The sequence below is a fragment of the Ensifer sp. YR511 genome (genome assembly GCF_900103045.1).
Lineage (GTDB): Bacteria > Pseudomonadota > Alphaproteobacteria > Rhizobiales > Rhizobiaceae > Ensifer > Ensifer adhaerens.
The window spans coordinates 13,585-37,973 of record NZ_FNGR01000004.1; the positions used below are offsets into that span (position 1 = coordinate 13,585).

Annotated in this window: 19 protein-coding genes; 5 read left to right on the forward strand and 14 right to left on the reverse strand. The window is 63.6% G+C overall.

The window, feature by feature from the left end; genetic code table 11:
* The 3 genes from addB (at nucleotide 1) to trxA (ending at nucleotide 7,149) form a co-directional block, all read left to right on the forward strand.
* Nucleotides 1-3,183, forward strand: a complete 3,183-nt coding sequence (gene addB, locus BLU15_RS09635; RefSeq protein WP_371589655.1) for a double-strand break repair protein AddB — start codon at nucleotides 1-3, stop codon at nucleotides 3,181-3,183.
* The gene (addA, locus tag BLU15_RS09640) at nucleotides 3,173-6,739 is read left to right on the forward strand and encodes a double-strand break repair helicase AddA (RefSeq protein WP_090295147.1); all 3,567 of its coding nucleotides are present in this window, start codon (nucleotides 3,173-3,175) and stop codon (nucleotides 6,737-6,739) included. Before addB ends, addA begins: the two co-directional genes overlap by 11 nt.
* An 86-nt stretch (nucleotides 6,740-6,825) precedes the next feature.
* Nucleotides 6,826-7,149, forward strand: coding sequence for a thioredoxin (gene trxA, locus BLU15_RS09645; RefSeq protein WP_034801674.1), 324 nt, complete (start codon nucleotides 6,826-6,828; stop codon nucleotides 7,147-7,149).
* Between the two features lie 93 nt (nucleotides 7,150-7,242).
* Here the strand turns inward: trxA and BLU15_RS09650 are convergent, their stop codons facing one another.
* The 5 genes from BLU15_RS09650 to BLU15_RS09670 form a co-directional block, all read right to left on the reverse strand.
* Nucleotides 7,243-8,586 (reverse strand): bifunctional folylpolyglutamate synthase/dihydrofolate synthase, encoded by a 1,344-nt coding sequence (locus tag BLU15_RS09650; protein WP_034801672.1) that lies wholly within the window; start codon nucleotides 8,584-8,586, stop codon nucleotides 7,243-7,245.
* A 157-nt stretch (nucleotides 8,587-8,743) separates the two neighbouring features.
* The gene (gene accD, locus BLU15_RS09655) at nucleotides 8,744-9,658 is read right to left on the reverse strand and encodes an acetyl-CoA carboxylase, carboxyltransferase subunit beta (protein ID WP_034801670.1); all 915 of its coding nucleotides are present in this window, start codon (nucleotides 9,656-9,658) and stop codon (nucleotides 8,744-8,746) included.
* Between the two features lie 50 nt (nucleotides 9,659-9,708).
* Nucleotides 9,709-10,548, reverse strand: coding sequence for a tryptophan synthase subunit alpha (gene trpA / locus BLU15_RS09660; protein ID WP_034801668.1), 840 nt, complete (start codon nucleotides 10,546-10,548; stop codon nucleotides 9,709-9,711).
* Between the two features lie 4 nt (nucleotides 10,549-10,552).
* A complete protein-coding gene (trpB, locus tag BLU15_RS09665) occupies nucleotides 10,553-11,773 on the reverse strand; it encodes a tryptophan synthase subunit beta (protein ID WP_034801666.1) in 1,221 nt (406 codons plus the stop codon).
* Nucleotides 11,770-12,444 carry a phosphoribosylanthranilate isomerase gene (locus BLU15_RS09670; RefSeq protein ID WP_090295148.1) on the reverse strand — a complete coding sequence of 225 codons (675 nt, stop codon included), beginning with the start codon at nucleotides 12,442-12,444 and terminating at the stop codon, nucleotides 11,770-11,772. The genes trpB and BLU15_RS09670 overlap by 4 nt, the downstream gene beginning before the upstream one ends.
* 156 nt (nucleotides 12,445-12,600) lie before the next feature.
* Here BLU15_RS09670 and BLU15_RS09675 point away from each other — a divergent pair, with 156 nt between their 5' ends.
* Nucleotides 12,601-12,795 (forward strand): YqaE/Pmp3 family membrane protein, encoded by a 195-nt coding sequence (locus tag BLU15_RS09675; RefSeq protein ID WP_034801662.1) that lies wholly within the window; start codon nucleotides 12,601-12,603, stop codon nucleotides 12,793-12,795.
* A gap of 25 nt (nucleotides 12,796-12,820) precedes the next feature.
* On the opposite strand, the gene BLU15_RS09680 is transcribed toward BLU15_RS09675, so the two are convergent.
* From BLU15_RS09680 to BLU15_RS09720, 9 genes are all read right to left on the reverse strand, one after another.
* Nucleotides 12,821-13,573, reverse strand: a complete 753-nt coding sequence (locus tag BLU15_RS09680) for a M48 family metallopeptidase (protein ID WP_090295150.1) — start codon at nucleotides 13,571-13,573, stop codon at nucleotides 12,821-12,823.
* A gap of 109 nt (nucleotides 13,574-13,682) precedes the next feature.
* A complete protein-coding gene (locus BLU15_RS09685; RefSeq protein WP_034801651.1) occupies nucleotides 13,683-14,102 on the reverse strand; it encodes a DUF2852 domain-containing protein in 420 nt (139 codons plus the stop codon).
* 147 nt (nucleotides 14,103-14,249) lie between these two features.
* Nucleotides 14,250-15,524, reverse strand: coding sequence for a polyhydroxyalkanoate depolymerase (gene phaZ, locus BLU15_RS09690; protein ID WP_090295152.1), 1,275 nt, complete (start codon nucleotides 15,522-15,524; stop codon nucleotides 14,250-14,252).
* 333 nt (nucleotides 15,525-15,857) lie between these two features.
* Entirely contained in the window at nucleotides 15,858-16,880 is a 1,023-nt protein-coding gene (locus tag BLU15_RS09695; RefSeq protein ID WP_090295153.1) for a zinc-binding alcohol dehydrogenase family protein, read from the reverse strand.
* Between the two features lie 26 nt (nucleotides 16,881-16,906).
* Nucleotides 16,907-17,884 carry an ABC transporter permease gene (locus tag BLU15_RS09700; RefSeq protein WP_034801644.1) on the reverse strand — a complete coding sequence of 326 codons (978 nt, stop codon included), beginning with the start codon at nucleotides 17,882-17,884 and terminating at the stop codon, nucleotides 16,907-16,909.
* A 39-nt stretch (nucleotides 17,885-17,923) separates the two neighbouring features.
* Nucleotides 17,924-19,477 carry a sugar ABC transporter ATP-binding protein gene (locus BLU15_RS09705; protein WP_090295155.1) on the reverse strand — a complete coding sequence of 518 codons (1,554 nt, stop codon included), beginning with the start codon at nucleotides 19,475-19,477 and terminating at the stop codon, nucleotides 17,924-17,926.
* Between the two features lie 94 nt (nucleotides 19,478-19,571).
* Nucleotides 19,572-20,561, reverse strand: a complete 990-nt coding sequence (locus BLU15_RS09710) for an ABC transporter substrate-binding protein (protein WP_090295156.1) — start codon at nucleotides 20,559-20,561, stop codon at nucleotides 19,572-19,574.
* 167 nt (nucleotides 20,562-20,728) lie between these two features.
* Nucleotides 20,729-21,748 carry an aldo/keto reductase gene (locus tag BLU15_RS09715; RefSeq protein WP_060608954.1) on the reverse strand — a complete coding sequence of 340 codons (1,020 nt, stop codon included), beginning with the start codon at nucleotides 21,746-21,748 and terminating at the stop codon, nucleotides 20,729-20,731.
* Between the two features lie 31 nt (nucleotides 21,749-21,779).
* Nucleotides 21,780-23,285: a UxaA family hydrolase gene (locus tag BLU15_RS09720; RefSeq protein ID WP_090295158.1), complete on the reverse strand. Its 1,506-nt coding sequence runs from the start codon at nucleotides 23,283-23,285 to the stop codon at nucleotides 21,780-21,782.
* A gap of 218 nt (nucleotides 23,286-23,503) precedes the next feature.
* Between BLU15_RS09720 and BLU15_RS09725 the strand changes: the two genes are divergently transcribed.
* On the forward strand, nucleotides 23,504-24,382 hold the full coding sequence (locus BLU15_RS09725) for a GntR family transcriptional regulator (protein WP_034801634.1): 879 nt from the start codon (nucleotides 23,504-23,506) through the stop codon (nucleotides 24,380-24,382).
* The last annotated feature ends 7 nt before the right edge of the window (nucleotides 24,383-24,389 follow it).

Genomic DNA, 24,389 nt, shown 5'->3' on the forward strand with positions numbered 1-24,389 from the left:
GTGCTTGGCCGCCGGTCCAATGTCTTCACGATCCCGCCCGGCCTCCCCTTCCTGAAGACGCTCGCCGAAAAGCTTTGCGACGGTAGCCTGACGCCGGACTTCCGCTACGACCCGGCCGATCCCCTGCCGCTTGCCGGCGTGACGATCTTCGTGCCGACGCGGCGCTCGGCCCGTGTGCTCCGGTCCGAGTTCGTCGACCTGCTCGGCGGACGCTCCACCATCCTGCCCACGATCAAGGCACTCGGCGAGACCGATGACGACAGCGGCTTCTTCGATGCCGAGGTGCCGGCAATCCTCGATCTCGCCCCGCCCCTGCCCGGGACCGCACGCCTGATCGAGCTTGGCCGGCTTATCCTCGCCTGGCGCAACCGGCTGCCGAAGGTGGTGCTCGACATCCATGCGGAGAGCCCGCTGATTGCGCCGGCAAGCCCTGCCGATGCGATCTGGCTCGCGCGCAATCTTGCCGACCTCATCGACGCGATGGAGACGGAAGAGCTCGACTGGGACAAGCTCGACAAACTCGATGCCGGCGAGCACGCCCTCTGGTGGCAGCTGACGCTCGAATTCCTGAAGATTGCCCGCAGCTACTGGCCGGAACGGCTGGAGGAACTGAAACAATCATCGCCCGCGCGCCACCGCAACGCGATCCTGCAGGCCGAGACGCAGCGCATCGCCGCCGGCAAGATCGAGGGCCCGATCATCATTGCCGGTTCGACCGGCTCCATTCCCGCAACGGCCACGCTGATTGCCGCCGTGCAGAAGCTGCCCAACGGTACGATCGTGCTGCCTGGCCTCGACCAGACGATGAGCGAGGCCGAATGGGACATGATCGTCGCCGACGCCGCCCTTGACGGCAGGCCGGACCCGGCAAGCCGCAGCCACCCGCAATACGGCTTTTACAGGCTGCTGAAACGCATGGGCGTTCTGCGGCCCGACGTGACCGCCCTGGCTGTCGCCGAGGTCGACCTCGACGTCCGTGCCGAGATCCTGTCGCACGCTCTTCTGCCGGCCAAGGCGACCAATGCATGGACCGCGATGCGCAGCGAGCTGGATCCGGCGTTGCTGCAGCAAGCCTTCCAGGATGCAGCCCTCATCGAAACCGCCAACGAACGCGAGGAAGCGGCCGCGATCGCGGTCGCCTTGCGGCTCGCGCTCGAAGGCAGCGACGAGAGCCAGGCAGCGCTGATCACGCCGGACCGCAATCTCGCACGGCGGGTCGGCGCCGAGCTTGCCCGCTTCGGCATCGAGGCCGACGATTCCGCCGGTACGCCTCTCATCGCGACGCCGCAGGGCAGCCTGCTGCGGCTGCTGCTAGAAGCATGCCTGCGCCCCGGCGATCCCGTGCCGTTCGTCGCGCTGCTCAAGCATCCGCTGGCGCGCTTCGGGCTTTCCCGCGACAGGATGCGCGAAGGGGCCGACGCGCTGGAACGCATGGCACTGCGTGGCAGCACCGCGACGGTCGATCTGCTGGCCCTCGGGTCCGTGCTCGACGCGGCGATCGTCCGGCACAAGACCGATCGCCATCCACCGGAATGGCGCATCGGCATCGGGGATGACGCGCTTGAGGCGGCCCGCGACGTGGCGGCGAAGATCGGTCTCGCGGTGGCGCCGCTCGCCTCCGCGCTGACGCGCAGCCGGGACGGCAGCCGCGTGTTCTCGGACGAATTTACCTTTGCCGACTGGGCGATGCGCACCGGCGAGGCCCTGGAAGCGGCCTCAGCCGACGAGCGTGGCGACCTCGGTGGGCTTTGGTCCGGCGAGGCCGCCGATACGCTCGCAACTCTCCTTCGCGGCATCATCGAGACCGACGGCCAGATGACCGCGGACGGGCCGCAATGGTGCGATGTCGTCGAAGCCCTGTCGGCCAGCGCCGCGGTCAAGCCTCGCTCCATGCGCCATCCGCGGGTGTTCATCTTCGGCGCGCTGGAATCGCGCCTGCAGAGCATGGACCTGGTGGTTCTCGGCGGCCTGAACGAAGGCAATTGGCCGGGCCAGACGGCCAACGATCCGTTCCTGTCGCGCACCATGAAGACGGGGATCGGTCTTGAGCCGCCTGAACGACGCATCGGCCAGCTTGCGCACGACTTCCAGATGGCCTGCGGCACAAGGCGGCTGATCTTCACCCGCTCGATGCGCCAGGGCGCAGCACCCACCGTCGCCTCGCGCTGGCTGCAGCGGCTGCTGGCGCTCGGCGGCGAACGGCTGACGCGAGCGCTGCACGCCAATGGCGCCGACTATCTCGCCTGGGCCCGCATGCTTGACGACGGCGGCCGCCAGCCGCTGGCCGAGCGCCCCGCCCCCAAGCCACCGGCGGACCTGCAGCCGCGCAAGTACTCTTTCAGCGAAGTGTCGCGGCTACGGCGCGACCCCTACGCGATCTATGCGCGACGCATCCTTCGGCTGGATCCGCTGCTGCCGTTCAACAGCGACCCCGGCCCGGCCGAGCGCGGCACGCTTTACCACCAGATCGTCGAGCGTTTCGTACGCGCGGGCGTCGATCTGATGTTGCCGGCGGCGGAAGAGGTCATGCACCGGCTGCTGAACGAGGCTTTCGACGAGGCGCGACTGCCCACCCATATCGACACGATCTGGCGGCCGCGCTTTGCCGCGGTCGGCTTGGCCTTCATCAAATGGGAACGGGACCGCGCCCGCTTCATCCGCCGGTCGCGCACCGAAGTGGCGGCATCGATGGAGCTCGGCGTCGCCGACATGCGGCTGACCGGCATTGCCGACCGGCTCGATACGCTGACCGACGGCAGCGTCGAGATCGTCGACTACAAGACCGGCTCGAGCCCATCGACCAAGGAAGCGCGCGTGCTGCTCGACCCGCAGCTCGCGCTGGAAGCCGCGGCCCTCAAGGCCGGCGCCTTTAAGGACGTGCCGCCCAGCCACCCACAGTCGCTGCTCTATGTCCGGCTCAAACCGGGCGCGCGCTTCAAACCGGAAGCGGTCAACAACGAAGGCAGCAAGTCGAAGGAGACGAAGTCGGCCGATCAGCTTGCGGACGAGTCGCTTGCCGAACTCAGGAAGCTGCTATGCGCGCTGCTTTCGGGCAAGCATGGCTTTGCCTCGCGCGTGATTGTTCAGAAAGAGCGCGATTATGGCGGCGAATACGACCATCTGGCACGCGTAGCCGAATGGTCGACGGCCGACAGCGAAGAGGAGGATGGCGATGAGGGATGACGACCTCGGCCCCGAACAGGCGACGCCTCAAAGCTGGCTCGACTGGACCTCGCGCCGGCAGTCGCTGGCTTCGGACCCGGACCGCTCCGCCTGGGTGTCGGCCAATGCCGGCTCCGGCAAGACCCACGTGCTGACCCAGCGGGTGATACGGCTGCTGCTTGCCGGCTGCCGCCCCTCGGCGATCCTCTGCCTCACCTATACCAAGGCGGCGGCCTCCGAAATGTCGAATCGCGTGTTCGAACGGCTGGCCGAATGGGTAACGCTCGACGACGCGACGCTCGAAAAGCGGATCGAGGCGATTGAGGGCGAGCGGCCCGGGCGCTTGAAGCTGCAGGAGGCGCGGCGCCTGTTCGCCCGCGCGCTGGAGACCCCGGGCGGCCTGAAGATCCAGACGATCCATGCCTTTTGCGAGGCGCTGCTGCACCAGTTTCCGCTGGAGGCCAATGTCGCCGGCCATTTCTCGGTTCTCGACGATCGCGCGGCTGCGGTTCTGCTTGCCGATGCGCGCCGGCTGCTGCTGACCGCGACCGCGGCCAAGGACGATCCGGCTCTTGCCCACGCCTTTGCCACCGTGCTCGACATCGCCGACGATACCGGCCTGGAAAAGCTGCTGGCCGCAATCGTCGAAAACCGAACCGCGATCCAGGTCTTCCTCGAACATGCCGACGGGCTCGGCGGCACCGAGGCCGAGCTGCGCCGGGCGCTGAAGCTTTCGCCGGGGGAAAGCGTCGACGGCGCCATGGCGACGATCTGGCCCTTGGCGGGCTTGAACGGCGCGGCGCTCGAACGGTACTTCTCGCTCGCCACCAGCGTCGGCGGCACGAAGGTGCTCGACTTTGCGGAGGGGCTGAGGACCGTTTCGAAGATGACGGATCTCAGCGCGCGCTATGACGGGCTCAGGCATCTGTTCTTCACCGGCACGGGCAAGCCGCGGGCGCAATCCGCCTTCCTCAACAAGGCGATGCAGCAGGCTGCCCCCGATCTCATTGACCTCGTGGACGAGGCCTATCGCCATGTCGTCGCCTGCATCGATCACATCAGCATCCTCAGGATGTTCGAGGCGACGCTGGCGGCGCTGACGCTCGCCGGGCGGCTGAATACCGACTACGAGGAACTGAAGCGACGCCGCAGCCAGCTCGATTTCGAGGACCTGATCAACCGCACGGCGGCGCTCTTTGCCCGCGGCGACGTCAGCGCCTGGGTACACTACAAGCTCGACCAGGGCATCGACCATATCCTCGTCGACGAGGCGCAGGACACCAGCCCGGCGCAGTGGACGATCATCCAGGCGCTGGCTTCCGACTTCTTCTCGGGCGAGAGCGCACGCGGTACTGCCCGCACGATGTTTGCTGTCGGTGACGAGAAACAGTCGATCTACTCCTTCCAGGGCGCCCGTCCGGAGCGGTTTTCGCGCGAGAGCCAGGAGACCGAACGGCGGGTGCGCGACGGCGGCAAGGCTTTCGAGCCCATCCGCCTGCAGCTCTCCTTCCGCTCAACCGTCGACGTGCTTTCGGCCGTTGACGCCGTCTTTGCCAATCCGGCGCATGCGCGAGGCCTCAGCGCCCGCAACGAGCCCGTGGTGCATGCTTCGAACCGCATCGGCCATCCCGGCGCCGTCGACATCTGGGACGTGATTGCCGCCGAACCGGTGGATACAGACGAGGAATGGACCGCCGCCTTCGACGCAACGCCGGAGAGTGCGCCGGTCAACATCCTCGCCCGCCGGATCGCAGCCACGCTGGAAAGCTGGATCGGCAAGGAGACGATCGTCGAGAAGGGCGTTCGCCGGCCGATGCGCCCGGGCGACGTGATCGTACTGGTCCGCAAGCGCGACGCCTTCGTCAATGCTCTGACGAGAGCACTCAAGCGCCGCAACAACATTCCGGTCGCCGGCGCCGACCGGTTGGTGCTCACCAAGCATATTGCCGTCCAGGACCTGCTCGCCCTCGGGCGGTTCGTGCTGTTGCCGCAGGACGACCTGTCGCTGGCCGCGCTGATGAAAAGCCCGCTGTTCAACCTCGGCGAAGACGCGCTGTTCGAACTCGCGGCGCGGCGCGGCGAAGGCGAAAGCCTCTGGGAGAGGCTGCAGCATGAAGCCGATGACGGTATCCTGTTTCACCAGACGGCGCGAACGCTGAAATCCTACATGGCGCTCGCAAGCCAGCTGGCGCCGCATGACTTCTATGCCCGCGTCCTCGGCGTGCATGGCGGCCGCGCCGCCTTTCTCGCGCGCCTCGGCACCGAGGTCAGCGACATTCTCGACGAGTTCCTGACCTTCGCGCTCGACCAGGAAAGAAGCGGCCTGCCCGGCCTGCAGGCCTTCGTCTCGACGCTGGAAATGGAAGCGCCGACGGTCAAGCGCGAGCAGGACAAGGAACGCGACGAAGTCCGGATCATGACCGTGCACGCGGCCAAGGGCCTGGAAGCGCCAGTCGTCTTCCTCGCCGATGGCGGCGGGGCGGCGTTCAGCAACCAGCATGTGCCCTCTCTTCGCTTCCTGGAGCTTGCCCAGAGAGACGGCACCGTCCTGCCGCTTCCGGTGTGGCGCGCGCCGGGCGCGGAATCGAACTCGCTCATCACCGCCGACGGCGAGCGGCTGAAGACGCTGGCTGAGGAAGAATATCGTCGCCTGCTCTATGTCGGCATGACCCGCGCCGCCGACCGCCTGATCGTCTGCGGTTATCGCGGCCAGCGGGCCGTTACCGATACATGGCACGCTATGGTTCAGGCGAGCCTTGCCGGAGACGAGAGCGGCCGCGGCCACCCGACCAGTTTTCACGCCGGCGGCGAGGAATGGTCCGGCCATGCCTGGCGCGAGAAGCAGCTCGAACGCGATCTGCCCTCCGGCGATGCGCGCTCGGCCGATTCGGGCCGTCCCGCCACCGCCCTGCCAAAGGCGCTTTCGACGCCACTGCCGCCGCAAAAACGGCTGCCGCGGCCGCTCAGTCCTTCCGGCGTCGGCATCGCGGTTGACGAGGACGATGGCGATGCGCTCGTCGGCTCGGCTCTTTTCTCAGAAAAGGCCCCGGCAAACCTCTCGATGCTGCGCGGCGCCATCCTGCACCGCCTGCTGCAGGTTCTGCCCTCGATGGCGGGAGACGATCGCCGGGCCGCGGCCGAACGCTATCTCGAGCGATCCGTGCCCAGTTGGCCTTCAGAACAACGCGCCGCACTGATCGCCAGCATCGAAACCGTGCTCGACCATCCGGACCTCGGCGCAGTTTTCTCGGTGAGCAGCCGGGCCGAGGTTTCGGTCATGGGTGCGCTGACGCTCGGCAAGCGTGAGCACGCGGTTTCAGGCCGGATCGACCGGCTGGCCGTCCGCGATGGCGTCGTGACGATTGCGGACTTCAAGACCAACAGGCAGGTGCCGGCATCGCCTAACGACATTCCCTTCGCCTACACGGCGCAGCTTGCCATCTACCGCGCGCTCCTGCAGCCGCTTTATCCGGCGCATGCGTTTCGGTGTGTGCTGATCTTCACCGAGGGGCCGGCAATCCACGTCGTTCCCGACCAGGCACTCGACAGGAGCCTTGAAGACCTCGCAACAAAGTGAGATACCCGATATTGAAAATCCAGCGGTGCCTTCTCACATGAGACACAACATCTGGATACTGCCATTCCGAACGCAAGGAGCAGCCTATGGCTACTGTAAAGGTCGATACGTCCAATTTTCAGCAGGAAGTGCTGAACTCCGCCGAGCCGGTGGTTGTCGATTTCTGGGCTGAATGGTGCGGCCCGTGCAAGATGATCGCCCCGAGCCTCGAGGAAATCTCGAACGAACTCGCCGGCAAGGTCAAGGTTGCCAAGCTCAACATCGACGAAAACCCGGAACTGGCCGCCCAGTACGGCGTTCGCTCGATCCCGACGCTCGCCATGTTCAAGGCCGGCGAAGTGGCTGACATCAAGGTTGGCGCCGCCCCGAAGACGGCCCTGTCCTCGTGGATCTCCACGGCGGTCGCTTAAAGCGAGTTCACTGCTGAAAACGTTGAAAGCCCGGCATGCCGGGCTTTTTTCTTGTCTTAAATCTGGAAGCGGGATGGCGGTCCCAGCTGCCGATCACTTCGGCGGCGTGCCGTTGTCGGCAAGCACATCGCCCACCAGATAGAGCGAGCCACCGATCAGGATGCGCGGCGGCGCCGGATCTTCGTCGACCAGATTGGCGATGACCGTCAGCGCCTCGGCAACGGACGAGACCGCCGAAGCCTCGAAGCCGACCGATGCGGCATCACTGGCCAGCGCCACAGGATCAAGCCCAGCATCGGAACCGCGGATCGGAACGGTGAAGACCTGCTCGGCGAGATCGAGGAAGGCGCGGAAGTAGCCGATCGGCTCCTTGGTGTTGATCATGCCGATGATCAGGAACAGGGGGCGCGATTCGCGCTCCTCGAAGGTCGCCATTGCCTCGGCGATCACCTGACCGGCGCCGGGATTGTGGCCGCCGTCGACCCAGATCTCCGCGCCATTGGGCCCGTAATGCGTGAGCTTACCGCTGGTCAGGCGCTGCAGGCGTCCGGGCCATTCGACGCCCGCGAGGCCCCTCTCGATCGCCGCTTCGGAAACATCGAAACCGGCGGCCCGCACCGCGCGGATGGCGGCTGCGGCATTGGCATACTGGTGGCGCCCCGGCAGCTTCGGCAGCGGCAGATCGGCGAGCCCGCCTTCGTCCTGATAGACGAGGCGACCGAACTCCTCATGCGCCATGAAATCCTGGCCATAGACAAACATCGGGCAACCGAGGCGTTCCGCCGTCGAGACGAGCACGTCACGGGCGGCCTCTTCCTCCTGCTGGCCGATTACCACGGGGCAGCCACGCTTCATGATGCCGGCCTTTTCGGCGGCTATCAGCTCCACCCGATCACCGAGATAGGCCTGATGGTCGAGCGAGATCGGCATGACGACCGAGACGGCCGGCCGGGCAATAACGTTGGTCGCGTCGAAGCGGCCGCCGAGACCAACCTCGATGATCGCCACGTCGGCCGGGTGCTCGGCAAAGAGCAGGAAGGTGACGGCGGTCAGGATCTCGAAGACGGTGATCTTCTCGCCGCCATTGGCTTCGGCGACGCGACGCACGGCATCGGCGAGAACGGGATCGCTGACGAGCCTGCCCTTGCCACCCTTGACGCCCAGGCGATAGCGCTCGTGCCAGTTGACGAGATGCGGCGACGTGTGGACGTGAACGCTGAGGCCGGCTGCTTCGAGGATCGCCCGCGAAAACGCGGTCGCCGAGCCCTTGCCGTTGGTACCGGCGACATGGATCACCGGCGGAAGACGATCCTGGGGATTGCCGAGGGCGGCGAGAAGCCGGGTGATCCTGTCCAGCGACAGGTCGAAGCCCTTGGGGTGAAGGGCGAGAAGTTTTTCGATCTCGTAGCCCGCTTCGCTGGCTTCCACCGCTGCCATCTCTTAACCCCGCCCCGACACGCTCGGCTGCTACAGCGCGCGCCTTATAGGCCGTCTACCGATCGCTGTAACGCCTTGAGTTGCAGCATCCCCACACACAAGAAATCGCGGAGATGCATTATTTTGTTCTACGCAGTTCGACCAGCCCAGCGCTTATTCAAGCGCTGGCAGCGACCGGCAAGGCGGCCGGCTGCGTGCCGCCGTTGAGCTTCGAGGCTTCCGCCGGCTTCTTCATCAGGATTTTCAGGACCCGGGCGAGCGTCGACGGCAGATCATGGCGCTTGACGACCATGTCGACCATGCCGTGCTCCAGCAGGTATTCCGACGTCTGGAAACCTTCCGGCAGTTTCTCGCGCAGCGTCTGCTCGATCACGCGCTTCCCGGCAAAGCCGATTTCCGCGCCGGGCTCGGCCATGTGAATGTCGCCGAGCATCGCGTAGGATGCGGTGACGCCACCGGTGGTCGGGTTGGTGAGTACGACGATATAGGGGAGGCCGGCTTCCTTCAGCATGTTGACGGCAACCGTGGTGCGCGGCAGCTGCATCAGCGACAGGATGCCTTCCTGCATGCGGGCGCCGCCCGAAGCCGGGAAGATGACCAGCGGGCACTTCTCGGCGATCGCCCGTTCGAAGGCCTTGATGATCGCCTCGCCGGCAGCCATGCCGAGCGAGCCGCCAATGAAGTTGAACTCGTGCACGACGGCGACGAGTTTGACGCCCTGGACGCGGCCGAGACCGGCGACGATCGTGTCTTCGAGTTCAGTCTTGGCGCGGCTGTCGCGCAGACGATCGACGTATTTCTTGGAATCGCGGAACTTCAGCGGGTCCTGAGCAACCTTCGGCTGCGGAAACGCTTCAAAGATGCCGCCGTCGAACAGGTCCTTCAACCGCGCCTTGGCCGGCATCTTCATGTGGAAGCCGGACTGCGGGATGACCCACTTGTTTTCCTCGAGATCGCGATGGAACACCATCTCGCCGGTTTCCGGGCACTTGATCCAGAGATTTTCCGGAACTTCCCGGCGGCCCAGCATCGAGTTGATCTTCGGCCGAACGTAGTTTGTGATCCAGTTCACTTAGTAACTCCTGAAGATTTCCTTCGGGTTGTGCGCGCTAATATAGGCAATTATTCGGCTGCTGCGAGACGTGCGGACCGCACGCCTGCCGAGAGCCCTCTCACCAGCGCTTCGACACCCGGAACCGTCGCATCGGTCGCCTTGCCCTCTTCGGTCAGGCTCGACGCGATCTGGTTGACGATCGCCGTACCGACGACCACGCCATCGGCAGATGCTCCGATGGCCCTTGCATGTTCCGCCGTCTTGACGCCGAAACCGACGCAAACGGGCAGATTGGTGTGTGCCTTGATACGCCCGACGGCGCCGGCGATCAACGACGGATCGGGCAGAGCCGAACCGGTGATGCCGTTCATCGACACGTAATAGACGAAACCGGAGGTGTTTTCGAGGACCTTCGGCAGGCGACGGTCGTCCGTGGTCGGCGTCGCCAGGCGAATGAAGTTGATGCCCTTCTCCAGCGCCGGGATGCAGAGTTCGTCGTCCATCTCCGGCGGCAGGTCGACGACGATCAGGCCGTCAATGCCGGCGGCCAGCGCATCCGTCAGGAAGCGGTCGACGCCGTAGATATAGATCGGGTTGTAATAGCCCATCAGCACGATCGGCGTGCGCTGGTCGTCCTCACGGAAACGGCGGGCGATCTCAAGCGTCTTTGCGAGCGTCTGTCCGCTTTTCAGCGAGCGTTGACCGGCCAGCTGGATCGCCGGGCCGTCGGCCATCGGGTCTGAGAAAGGCATGCCGAGTTCGATGACGTCGGCGCCGGCCTTCGGCAGCGCCTTCATGATTGAGACCGACGTCTCGAAATCCGGATCGCCGCCCATGAAATAGGTGACGAGGACCGGACGTCCTTCGGCCGCAACATCGGCAAATCGCTTGTCCATGCGTGCGGTCATGATCTTACTGCCCCATTCCCAGTAACTTGCCGACGGTGAAGATGTCCTTGTCGCCGCGGCCGGAGAGGTTCATCAGGATGATCTCGTCCTTGCCCATTTTTGGCGCGCGCTTGATGACTTCGGCAAGCGCATGCGACGGCTCGAGCGCCGGAATGATGCCTTCGAGACGGGTCAGCGTCTGGAACGCCTCAAGCGCTTCGTGGTCCATGATCGGCACGTATTCGACGCGACCGACATCGTTCAGCCAGGCGTGCTCCGGGCCGATGCCGGGATAGTCGAGACCGGCCGAAATCGAATGCCCTTCCTTGATCTGGCCGTCGCCGTCCTGCAGCAGATAGGTGCGGTTGCCATGCAGCACGCCGGGCGAACCGGCTGTGATCGAGGCGCAATGCTCGTCGCCTTCGATGCCCTTGCCGCCGGCTTCGACGCCGACGATCTTGACGCTCTCGTCATCGAGGAACGGATGGAAGATGCCGATTGCGTTGGAGCCACCGCCAACGGCGGCAATGACGAGATCCGGCAGCCGGCCTTCGGCGGCGAGCATCTGCTCCTTGGCTTCCTGGCCGATCACCGCCTGGAAATCGCGGACCATCTCCGGATAGGGATGCGGGCCGGCAGCCGTGCCGATCAGGTAGTAGGTGTTGTCGACATTGGTGACCCAGTCACGCAGCGCCTCGTTCATGGCGTCCTTGAGCGTGCCGCTGCCGGCCGTCACCGGCTTTACCTCGGCACCCAAGAGCTTCATGCGGAAGACGTTCGGCGCCTGGCGCTCGACGTCGGTCGCGCCCATGTAGACGACGCAGGGCAGGCCGAAGCGGGCAGCGACGGTTGCCGAAGCCACGCCATGCTGGCCGGCACCGGTCTCAGCGATGATGCGCGTCTTGCCCATGCGCTTGGCAAGCAGGATCTGGCCAATGCAGTTGTTGATCTTGTGCGAGCCGGTGTGGTTCAGCTCTTCGCGCTTGAAGTAGATCTTGGCGCCGCCAAGCTCCGCCGTCAGACGTTCAGCAAAATAGAGCGGGCTCGGGCGGCCGATATAATGCGCGCCGAGATGCTCCAGCTCCGCCTTGAAGGCCGGATCGTTCTTCGCGTTGTCCCACTCGTTCTGGAGATCGAGGATCAGCGGCATCAGGGTTTCGGCCACGAAGCGGCCACCGAAGATACCGAAACGGCCGTCCTCGTCCGGGCCACCCCGGAAGGAATTCAACTTTGGCGCCTGGTTCACGTCCTGCTCCCTGACCGTGGCATGCCCGCCTCCGCCTGGCGAACGGCATTGAAAAACGATTCCATGAGCTTCAGATCCTTGACGCCCGGCGCGCTCTCGACGCCGGAGGAGATATCGATGGCACGCGCGCTGGTCTGCGCCATGGCCTCGCCAATGTTGTCGGCGTTAAGACCACCGGAAAGCATGTAATCGACGCTTCCGTCAAGCGCATCGAGAAGCTTCCAGTCAAAGGAAACGCCGTTGCCACCGGGCAAATCGGACCCTTTTGGCGGCTTGGCATCGAAGAGGAAGCGATCGGCAATGCCGATATAGGCATCGATCTTTTCAAGGTCAGATGCTTCGCGCACCGAAAGGGCCTTCATGACGGTAAGGCCATACATCGCCTTGACCGTCAGCAGTCGCTCCGCGTCCTCGCTGCCGTGAAGCTGCAGGATATCCGGATTGAGGGCCGAGACGATCTCGTCAAGCTCGTCATTGTCGGCATTGACCGTGACGGCGACGATCTTCGCCTGGCCGCGAATCCTGTCGGCGATGCGGCCGGCATCGTCGGGCTCGATGTTCCTGGGGCTCTTCGGGAAAAAGATGAAGCCGACATGGGATGCGCCGAGCGCGACAGCACGCTCGGCCGCTTCCGCGGTCTTCAGCCCGCATATCTTCACTTGGGTTTTCATGAGAAGCGACCTTGCATGAAATGCCGCGCGAGTCGAGCCAAAAACCGACGCAAAAGCGGTCACTCAGCGCCCCTGCACCCGTCCTTTGGCGGGTGCGCGCCCCTTGCGCGGCAGGCGCGCTTTCACCATATGCATTTTACCACAACGGAGAGACTGATGCGCCTGTTGCTCGCGCTTATCCTGCCTTGGCTGCAGTTTTTTACCATCGGCCGCCCCTTTGCTGGCCTCATTTGCCTGATCCTGCAGTTGACCCTGATCGGCTGGGTTCCGGCGGCGATCTGGTCGGTCTATGCGCTCAGCCAATACAAGACCGACGAGAAGATCCGCGAAGCGCTGCGCCACCGCGCATAACGCGCCGCTCGTCGCCCTCCAAGATTCAATCGAAGTCGATCGCGTGAAGCATCGTGCCGTTGCGGCGGAGCCATCGCTTGGCATCGTCCGTATCCGGACACAGCCTCCCACACAGCGCCCAGAAGTCGGCCCCGTGATTCATTTCCTGCAAATGTGCCACTTCATGCGCAGCGAGATAGGCGATGACCTTTGGCGGCGCCATGACGATGCGCCAGGAAAAACTCAGCGCCCCGTCGGCTGAGCATGATCCCCAGCGGCTGCGCGTGTCCTTGAGCGAAAGCGACTTTGCCCTCCGGCCGATACGGCCGGTATAGATCGCCACCAACCGGTCGAGATCCTGGCGCGCTTCCTTCTTCAGGAAATCGACGATGCGCCGTGTGAGATGTTCCTCGCCACCGCTGACGCGCAGCACCGGTTCGTCATCGATCACGATCGCTTCCGTGAGCCCACGGATCTTGCCGGTGCGCTCGATGCGGTGGGCAACGCCGCGGATGAGGATGGAACCGCCCTCCTCGATCTGGCTTTCGCCGGAGAAGCGGGCGAGCTTGGTCATCAGCCAGCCCTCGTGCCGTGTCAGGAAGGCATTCACCTCGCGCTCGGGGAGGCCCTGCGGCACCGTCATCTTCAGGGCCCGCCCGCCTGGCTCGATGCGCAGCGTCATGCGCGTCGCGCGCGCGTTTTGCTTGATCGTCAGCGGCAGGGACTTGCCGGCGACCTCGATCTGCCGCGTTGTTGCGGGTGGTGCAGGTTGAATGCGCCGCTTTAAGGAAGGGAACATGCAGGCTTTCTAACCGATTCGCGGGGCTTTCGCCTACTGTTCGCTGGTTGGATGCGTGCCGAGAGTGATCCGGCGTTTCATGTGAAACGCCGGAAGCGGTTTCGTCAGGTTAATGGGCTTCGACAATCGGACCCGAGCCACCATTCTTGCGATCGCGCATGAAGCGGTCGAACTCTTCCTGGTCCTTGGCGCGGCGAAGCTCGCGCACATAGGTGTCGAATTCTTCGCGCATCTCGTCGAGCTTGCGGCGCTCCTCTTCGAGGCGAGCCAGTTCAGCTTCGCGCCAGTCGTCGAAAGCGACGTTGCCGGTACGATGCGTCCAGTTGGAACGGCGGCCGCCGCGCTTGAAAGCCGAGCACATGCCATCCACCGTATCGTTTGCGTCTTTCTTGAACGTCTTGAGCTTTTCGCCAAAGAGAATGTACGCGAGCATGGCCAGGCCGAGCGGCCAGAAGACCACAAAGCCAAGCACCATCAGAGCGATGGTCGCGGGCGTCCAATCCGGACGGATCATTGCAGATTGGTTCATCTTCAGGATTCCTCGCAATCATCCGGGCCGCCCATGCGACCCGATGAAAACGATGTGGGAAGGCGCCCCTGGCTCTGCAAGACGCCTCCCTCCGGAATCCGACAAACCCTTGACTCTACGCGGTCAAAACGACCCCAAGAGCCGGGATCAGGCCGACTTTCCGCCCTTGATCAGCTGCTTTACCGGTTTTGCGTGGCGCGCATGCTCGCGGTGGAACGAGACGATGCGCGGCGCGATTTCGCGGCGGAAGCGAGAGCCGTTGAAGACGCCGTAGTGACCGACATCCGGCTGCATGTAGTGCATGCGCATATGATCCGGGATGTTGGTGCAGATGGTCTGCGCCGCCTTCGTCTGGCCAACGCCCGAGATATCGTCGTTCTCGCCTTCGACCGTCAAGAGCGCGACCTTCTTGATCGCGGTCGTGTCGACGCGCTTGCCGCGATGCATCATCTCGCCCTTCGGCAGCGCGTGCTGCATGAACACCACCTGCACGGTCTGCAGGTAGAATTCGGCCGTCAGGTCCATGACCGCGAGATATTCATCATAGAAGTCACGGTGCTTCTCGGCGGCATCGCCGTCGTTTTTCACCAGATGGGCGAAGAACTCCTTGTGGGCGATCAGGTGCCGGTCGAGATTCATCGACATGAAGCCGGAAAGCTGCAGGAAGCCCGGATAGACCATGCGCATGAAGCCTGGCTGCGGCCACGGCACCGGCATGATGACATTGTCACGGAACCATTCGATCGAACGTTCTTCCGCCAGCTGGTTGACGCCGGTCGGGTTGATGCGGGTGTCGATCGGACCGCCCATAAGCGTCATCGTCGCCGGCGACAGCGGATCGTCGGCAGCTTCCATCAGCGCGACGGCGGCAAGCACCGGCACCGCGGGCTGACAAACGCCGATCACATGCGTGTCGGGCCCGAGGAAATGCAGCATCTGGATGACGTAGTCGATGTAGTCATCCAAATCGAAGGTGCCTTCGCTGAGCGGCACCATGCGGGCATCGATCCAGTCGGTGATGTAGATATCGGAATGCGGAAGCAGGGCTTCCACCGTGCCGCGCAACAGCGTCGCATAGTGGCCGGACATCGGCGCGACGATGAGCACCTTCGGATCGGGTGCGCGGCCCTTGGGAAGCGCACGCTCGAAATGAATGAGGTTGCAGAATGGCGCCCGCCAGACGATGCGTTCGTAGATCGAAACCGATTGACCATCGACCACAGTCTCGGGAAGACCGAACTCCGGCTTGCCATAACGGCGGGTGGAGCGCTCGAACACTTCGAGACCGGCGGCGGCGGCGCGACCGAAATAAGTGTGCGAGACGGGGTTCATCGGATTGCTGAACGCGAGACGCATGGCGTCGGCTGCCGTGCGCCACGGCGCCATCATTGCGTGGTTCAGTTCATAGAGCTGGTAGAACATGGGAAGCGTACCCCTTGGTTCAATCAACGACAACGCCGCTCCCGGTCGGACGCAAGCTTGCGATTGTTTGTCTTGGTGTCCGCAATCGCTGCCAGACTACCATTTTTCTTGTGCAGCGCAACAAATATACCCGTCTCGCCTCGATACAAGGCCTGAAGCCAGAATGAATCTGGATTCCTGACGATTTGCAAACGAGCTCGCTCGAAACTGGCCGTTTTCCGCTGTTTTCGTGCATTGAGGCACGCTGCCTGACGTTTTCAGGAAAATCTGGCGCCTCGCCGCAGCAAAATATGGGTACGCTCCCCTGTGGCGATGCAGCAAAGCCGCCATCACTCAGGTGGCCGCCACTTGGATGACTGCCTTCACCAGACCCGTCTTTTCCTCCGCCCATCGCGGCAGATCGGCAACCGCGCCATCGAGCGTGGTGCGGTGGGTGATCAGCGCGTCGATAGGAACAAGGCCGGACGCGATCGACGCGACGACGTGGTCGAAATCCTGCCGGGTCGCGTTGCGGCTGCCGATCAAGGTCATCTCGCGCTTGTGAAACTCCGGATCGGAGAAGCGGATCTCGTCCTTGACGACACTGACGAAGACCAGGGTACCGCCATGGGCGACGTGGGCGAAGGCCGCCTGCATCGAACCACCGTGCCCGGTGGCGTCGAAGACGACATCGAAACCGTCGCCGTCCGTCGCAGCGGCAATGCGCGCCGCCGCATCAACATCCACGACGATGCCCTTGGCAAAGCCGAGCTTGCGAGCGGCAAAGTCCAGCCGCTCGGTACTGGTGTCGGCGAGCACCACGTCATGGCCGGCGATGCGCGAGAAGATCGCCGTGCCGAGTCCGATTGGCCCGGCACCGATAACCAGCGCCCGTGCCCCTGCATCCGTCGATGCCCGGCGGACCGCGTGGGCGCCGATCGCGAGGAACTCGACCGTTGCCGCGGCCTCCGGCGACAGACCCTCCGCCGGATAAAGATTACCCTCCGGCACGACGATCTCCTCGCAAAACGCACCGTCGGTATGGACGCCGAGAACCTTGATGGCCGTGCAGCAGTTCGGTTTGCCCTTTCGGCAGGCAATACAAGCGCCACAGGAGAGATAGGGGTTGACCACGACCGGCGTGCCGGGCGCTATCGTCGTCCCTCGCCCGCCAGAAATCACCGTTGCCGAGATCTCGTGGCCCATGACCCGCGGATATTCGAGGAACGGATGTTTGCCGGCGAAGATATGGTAGTCCGTGCCGCAGATGCCGACATGGCTGACGGCAAGGCGGACCCAACCGTCCGGCACGGTTTCGATTGGTGTGCGATCGACGACCTCCAGCCGACCGGGTTGTGGGCAGAGCACGGCTTTCATGGCAATTCTCTCGAGTACGGCGGCGCCTAGCGGGCGCTGCGGCGACGCAATTGGTCGAAATAGACGATGACGATGATCAGCGCGCCGGTGATGATGCGCTGCCAGAACGAGTTGACGTTCAACAGGTTGGCGCCGTTGTTGATCGTTGCGAGGATGAAGGCGCCGAGCAGCGGCCCGTGCACCGAGCCGACGGCCCCAAAGAGGCTGGTGCCGCCGATGACCGACGAGGCGATCGCCTGCAGTTCCCAACCCTCGGCCTGGGTGGCGTTGCCGATGCCGATGCGCGAGGCAAGCAGCAGGCCAACGAAGGCGGCGCAGGTCGACGACAGGATGTAGGCGAGATAGATCGTGCGGTGGACGTTGACGCCGGAGAGACGGGCGGCCTCACTGTTGGAGCCGACGGCGAAGAGATAGCGGCCGAACCGGCTCAAATGCAGGAAGACATAGGCCGGGATCGCCACCACGATCACCATCCAGAACAGGCTGGGAACGCCCAGGAAATCCGCCCGCGAAAAATTGGTGAAGGCCTCATTGGTGATCGAAATGGTCGAGCCATTGGTGATTAAGAGGCCGATACCGCGGAGCGAGGTCAGGGTCGCCAGCGTGATGATGAAGGGCGGCAGGCCCATGCGCACGATGCCGAAGGCGTGGAATGCGCCGATCAGGACACCGAAGGCTAGCGTGAGGATGATGGCGATCCAGAGCGGCACGCCGGCGGCCAGCAGCCAGGCGACGATAACGCTGGTGAAGCCGACCACGGCACCGACCGAAAGGTCGATGCCGGCCGTGATGATAACGAAGGTCTGGCCAACCGCAAGGATCGCCGTCATCGCCCCCTGGCGCAGCAGGTTGCTGATGTTGTTAGGCGTCCAGAAACTGTTGGTCGCGAAGCCCAACAGCAGCCAGAGGAACAGAAGCAACCCCAGGAGGGTAAGGCCGAACAGAATGCTCACGCCCTTGCGTGGTGCCGCGCTGGCGCCGCTCTCCACCGTTTCCGCACTCATCGTCTTCCTCCCTGCATCCTCAAGTTTGTTTTTATCGGTTCAAACGCCAATTGCCTGCGTCAGCACTTCCTCATGGCTCGCGGCGCGATAGTCGTGGTTGGCGACCAGCCGCCCGCGCCGGAACACGTGCAGCCGGTCCGCCAGTTCGTAGACCTCGGGCAGATAGGACGAGATCAGGATGATGCCCGCCCCGTTCTCCAGAAGCCGCGCGAACAGGCGATAGATTTCCGCCTTGGTTCCGACATCGACGCCGACCGTCGGCTCGTCGAAGATGAAAAGCTTGGCGCCGTGGCTCAGCCACTTGCCGATGACGATCTTCTGCTGGTTGCCGCCGGACATGGCGGAGGCCAGCACCCGGCGTGACGGCGTCTTGATCTTCAGGTCGCGAATCTGGCGGTCGGCGTTTTCCCGTTCCTGCTGGCCATTGATCGTCAGACCGCGTGTCAGCCGGTTGAAAACCGGCAGATTGATGTTGAGGCCGATCGGCAGGTTGAGGCAGAGGCCCTGGTCGCGCCGGCTTTCCGGCGCAAGCGCAATGCCGAGGTCCATGGCCTTACGCTCGCTGGCGATCTCAACCTTGCGGCCTTGCCAATAGACCTCACCGGCGGTCGGACGATGGCGGCCATAAAGGCCGAGCGCGAACTCGCTGCGTCCTGCGCCGATCAGCCCATAGAGGCCGACGATCTCGCCGGCGCGCACGGTCAGCGACACATCCTGAAAGCCGGGGCCGCTCAAGTTGCGCGTCTCGACGATCATCTCGCCGGGCGGAAAATGCTCCTTGTGATAGATCTGCTCGATCGTGCGGTTGATCATCAGCGCGATCAGTTCCGCCTCATTGGTCTCGCCGATCTTGCGGGTGCCGACATGGGTGCCGTCACGCAGCACCGAGACACGGTCGGCAAGCTCGAACACTTCCTCCATGCGATGGCTGATATAGACGATCGTCACGCCTTCGGCCTGCAGCCTTCGAATCAGCCGGAAGAGCTGTGCCGATTCCTGGCGGGTGAGATAGGCGGTCGGCTCATCGAAGATCAGAAACTGCGTGCCGCGCATGGCCGCGCGTGCCGTGGCGACAAGCTGCTGCTGGCCGATCGTCAGGCTACCAAGCACGGCACCGGCCGGCAGGTTAAAGCCGAGATCATCCAGCACGCTTTGTGCCGCATCGGTCATGGCGCGCTTGCGCATCAGGCCGTTGCGATTGATCTCGTCGCCGAGAAACATATTGGCCGCGACCGACAGGTGCGCGCAAAGTACGACCTCCTGGTGCACGGCATTGATACCGCGCTCAATCGCCTCCTGCGGCGTGCCAAGCTGAACGGGTTTTCCGCACCAGAAGATTTCACCGGATGTGCGCTTGATGACGCCGGTCAGAAGCTTGATCAGCGTCGACTTGCCGGCCCCGTTCTCACCGACGATCGCGTGAACTTCACCGGAAAGAAAGGTCAGAGACGCCGGCTTCAAGGCTTCGACGGCGCCATACTTCTTCTGCAGGGCGCGCAGCTCCAGGATAGGCTCGCCTTTCGGAACCGGATGGCGTGTCGCCACATGCAGTCCTTCGGTCCTCCCGTCGCGTGCCTCTTGCAAATCGGTCATCTGCGCATTCCTCCCATCGCAGAGATCGCTTGCGGCCGGTCCTCGTTCCGGCCGCAAGCGGGCGCGGCAGGCTCAACGCCCGCCGCAGCCGTCGTCACTTGACCTTCGGGTTCAAGAGAGCGTCGATCTTCGGCTCGGCCATGTTGGCCTTGGTCACCAGATTGGCGCCGGTATCGACATTCGCCTCGACCTTCTCCTTCTTCGAGACCGCGAGCGCCGTCTTCACGCCATCATAACCCATGCGATAGGGATCCTGAACGACGAGACCGGCCAGAACGCCTTCCTTGAGGAAGCCGACCGTCTTGTCGTCGCTGTCGAAGCCAATCACCTTGATCTTGTCGCCGAGCTTGTTTTCGGCAATTGCCTGGCCGACACCCTGCGCCATGATCAGGTTGGACGCGAAGACGCCGACAAGGTTGGGATTGGCGGTGATCAAGTCGGTCATGATGTTGAGGCCGGTGGTCGCCTGGCCGTCGGCATATTTGTCGACGACGACCTTGAAGCCCGGATACTTTGCCTTGACCTGATCGAGGAAGCCTTCGCGGCGCTGGTCGAGCGAGCCGACGCCCGGAAGGCTGGTGATGATGGCGATTTCACCCTCTTCCTTGCCGCTCATTTCCTTGACCGCCGCAGCGAGACCATCGGCAGCGATGCGGCCGCCCTGGACGTTGTCGGTGGTGAGGAACGACGAGAAGGCCTTGGAGTCGGCACCGGAGTCGATGCCGATGATCGGAACGGCCTTTGCCGCCTCATCGATCGGCTTGCCGAGCGCCTTGAATTCCGTCGGCGAAATGACGACGGCAGCCGGCGCGCCCGCAACCGCGTTCTCGAGAATGCTGATCTGGCCGTTGATATCGGATTCGGATTGAGCGCCGAGTTCCGGTACGTTGACGCCGAGATCCTTGCCGGCGGCGCGGGCGCCAGCGAGCACGATCTGCCAGTAGAAGGACGTGGTATCCTTGACGATGATCGGGATCGTCACGTCCTGCGCGAAGGAGGCGACCGGCGACATGCCGGCGATCATCGCGGCGCCGGCCAAGACGGTAAAGGCGCGACGGGTAAGGCTGCTTTTCAGAATGCTCATCCCAGGTTTCTCCTCTTGGTGCACCGTGTTCCACTTCTTGGAGATCGATCGCAGGTGCTGGCTTATCGACCTTTTATCGATAAAAAACATATTGGAATGCTAATACGACAATCCCGGCTTGGCAAGCTGCCGGAACAGCATTTTAGACGGCGCTTTAGTGCCGTCCGTTAAACCCGAACCGGCTCGTCCCCGAGCTCCGGTGCGACCAGTGTGAAGGGCTCGAAGGCGGCGAAATCGGCGGCGGAAAACCGGTGCTCGACGAGCGCCATGTTGCGCGCCAGGCTCTGCGGCTTGGCGGTGCCGAGCAGCACCGAGGCGACCTGCGGACTGGCGAGCGGAAACTGCATGGCGGGTGCGGCAAGCGGCACGTTCATGCCGCGGGCGACCGCGTCCATGGCACCGACCTTTTGCCGGATATCTTCCGTTGCCGGCATGTAGTCGAAATGCGCGCCTTCGACCGGTCCCGTCGCCAGGATGCCCGAATTGAAGACCCCGCCGACGACGAGCGAAGTCTGCTTCTTCTCGCAGAGCGGCAGCAGTTCGGCGACAGCCGATCGGTCTAGCAAGGTATAGCGCCCAGCGAGCAGGATGCAGTCGAGATCGGCCTGGCGCAGGACGTCGAGACAGACCGGCACCTCGTTGACGCCAAGACCATAGGCCGCAATCGTTCCCGAGGATTTCAGCTCCTCCAACGCCTTGAGGCCGCCCTCCAGCAATTGCCGCAGATAGATCGCATTGCGGGCGGCGCCATGGGTATAGACGCCGATATCATGCACATAGAGGATATCGATGCGGTTGAGCCCGAGCCTGGCGTAGCTGAACTCGACCGAGCGCATGATGCCGTCATAGCTGTAGTCGTAGGTGACGTCGAAATTGAGCGGCTTCACATAGGAATAGTCCGGCACCTCGTCTTGCGGCACCGGATGCAGGAGACGGCCGACCTTGGTGGAAAGCACGAACTGGTCGCGCGGCTTATCGCGCAGGAAGTCGCCGACGCGGCGCTCGGCAAGGCCGAGGCCGTAGAAGGGCGCAACGTCGAAGTAGCGCATGCCCGACTGCCAGGCAGCGTCCAGGGTCGCCATCGCCGACTCGCGGGTGCATTCGCGGTAGAGGCCGCCAAGACCGGCGGCGCCGAAGCTAAACTCGGTCACCGATAGGTCGGTTCGACCGATCCGTCTCGTCTGCATTTCCCCGTTTCCTCCTCCAAGGCCTACGTAATTAGAGCGTTGCGCCCAGATGCCAGGGCACGAACTCATTATCGCCGTAGCCGAAAAGCTCGCTCTTGGTCTTGCGGCCCGAAGCGGTCTCGATGATCAGGTCGAAGATCTCGCGGCCAAGCCCGGCAATGTTCGCCTCCCCCGAAGCGATCACGCCGCAATCGATATCCATGTCCTCTTCCATCGCCCGGTAGAGCGCCGTGTTGCTGGTAAGCTTGATCGACGGCGCGGGCCGACAGCCGAAACAGCTGCCGCGACCGGTGGTAAAGGCAATGACATTGGCGCCGCCGGCGACCTGGCCAGTGGCCGATACCGGGTCGTAGCCAGGCGTATCCATGAAGACGAGCCCGTGCTCGGTGACGCGTTCGGCATAACGGTAGACCGCGTTCAGCGGCGAGCGGCCGCCCTTGGCGACGGCACCGAGCGATTTTTCGAGGATCGTGGTCAGGCCACCACGTTTGTTGCCCGGCGAAGGATTGTTGTCGAGCGAGGCGCCATGCATCGCCACATAGCTCTCCCACCAGGCAATCAGCCCATCAAGTTTCAGCGCCACTGCTTCGTTGACTGCACGGCTGCGCAACAGGTGCTCGGCGCCATAGATTTCCGAAGTCTCGGAGAGGATCGCCGTGCCGCCGGCCGCGGCAAGGATATCGACCGCAGCACCCAGCGCCGGATTTGCGGTGATGCCCGAAAGCCCATCCGAACCGCCACATTGCAAACCGACGATGATCTCGCTGACCGGGATCGCAATACGACGTTCCTTGCCGACTTCGGCCGCAATTTCCTCGAGAATGCCCAGCGCCTTTTCAACGGATCGACGCGAGCCGCCGGCTTCCTGGATGTTGAAATGACGTTTCTCCGCGCCGCCGCCGCTCTGACCATAGAGCGTCAACTGGTTGACCTCGCAGCCGAGGCCGACCATCAGAACGCCGCCGAAATTGACATGGCGGGCGTAGCCGGCGAGCGTGCGGTGCAGATTGGCCATGCCGTCGCCGGTCGAGGACATGCCACAGCCCTGATCGTGCACGATCGGCACGAAACCATCGATACCCTCATATCTCGGGAGAATGCGCCTGTTCGCCTCCTCGGCGATGGCGCGACAGACCGTGGTGGAACAGTTCACGCTGGCGACGACACCGATGTAGTTGCGCGTCGCTGCCCGGCCATCACCTCTTCGATAGCCCATGAAGGTGCGGGCCTTGTCGGCATCGCTTGCCGCTTCCGGCACCCCCTGTGGGCTGATCGCCAAGCGATCCTTGTCGAAGGCGAGGTTGTGGGAGTGCACGTGGTCGCCCGGCGCGATATCGGCGGTCGCCCGGCCGATCGCCTGGGCGTATTTCAAGACCGGCTCGCCGGCGCGGATCGGGCGGATCGCGATCTTGTGGCCGGCATCGACTTTCGCTGCTGCATGAACATTGTTCGGCAGGGCGTCGCCAGCGGCAATGGCCAGCGTCGCCACGACGACATTGTCCTCCGGTGCGAGCAGGATGGTGGACGGCGCAGACACCCGGTTTCTCCCAAATGATTTTCGTTCTGTCTTTTATCTACAATAGACAGATAGCCGTCAATGGGTATTATAGCGAAAACATCGGCGGCAGGCCGAGACGCCGCGGAGCGACTTGGGAGGAACAGATGTGGATGACAGACGCAGACAAAACCGGAGCGACGAGATAGAGGAGCCTTCCGCGTAAGCGCAGAAAACTTCGAACGATCCGGACGTCGCCCATGGCAAAGCAGAACACCGTCTTCAAGGATGCCTATAACCGCTGCCTGAAGTTGCTGGCGGACACATCCTCGCTGCCCTCCGAGCCAGAACTCGGACAGATGCTCGGCGTCAGCCGGACGACGGTGCGCGCGATCCTCAGCCGCTTCGAGGAACTGCAGCTGATTGCCTGGGACAAGCGCAAAAAGAGCGTGCTGCGACAACCCCGGCCCGACGATTATTTTCCGACGGAAGAGACGGATTCACTCGCCGAGATCATCGAGCGCAGCTTCATGCGCCGGATTCTCGCCGGCGGCGCCGAGCCGGGCATGCAGATCAACGAACTGGAACTGGCGCGCGACATTGGAACCGGCACGACCAGCGTGCGTGAATTCCTGATCCGCTTCAGCCGCTTCGGCCTGATCGAGAAGCGGCCGAACAGCCATTGGATCCTCAAGGGTTTCACCCGCGAATTCGCGCTGGAACTGACGGAAGTGCGCGAGATGTTCGAACTGCGCTCGGCCGCGCGCTTTGTCTCTTTGCCCGACAACCATCCGGCGTGGGATGAGCTTCGGGAGATCGAGGCTCTGCACCGGGACATCCTCGCCGACATCGACAATCGCTACCGGGAGTTCTCCGAGCTCGACGAGCAGTTTCACCTGCTGGTACACAAGGCATCGAGCAACCGGTTCATCGTCGATTTCTACGACATCATCGCGATCGTCTTCCACTATCACTACCAGTGGAACAAGACGAATGCCCGCCAGCGCAACGCCCGCGCGCTCGAAGAACACCTCGCCTATATCGAAGCACTGCGTTCGCACGACCCGGCCAAGGCGGAACAGGCCTGCCGGCGACACCTTCAGTCCGCTCGCGAAACCCTGCTCCAATCCATTCCATAGCCAGCTA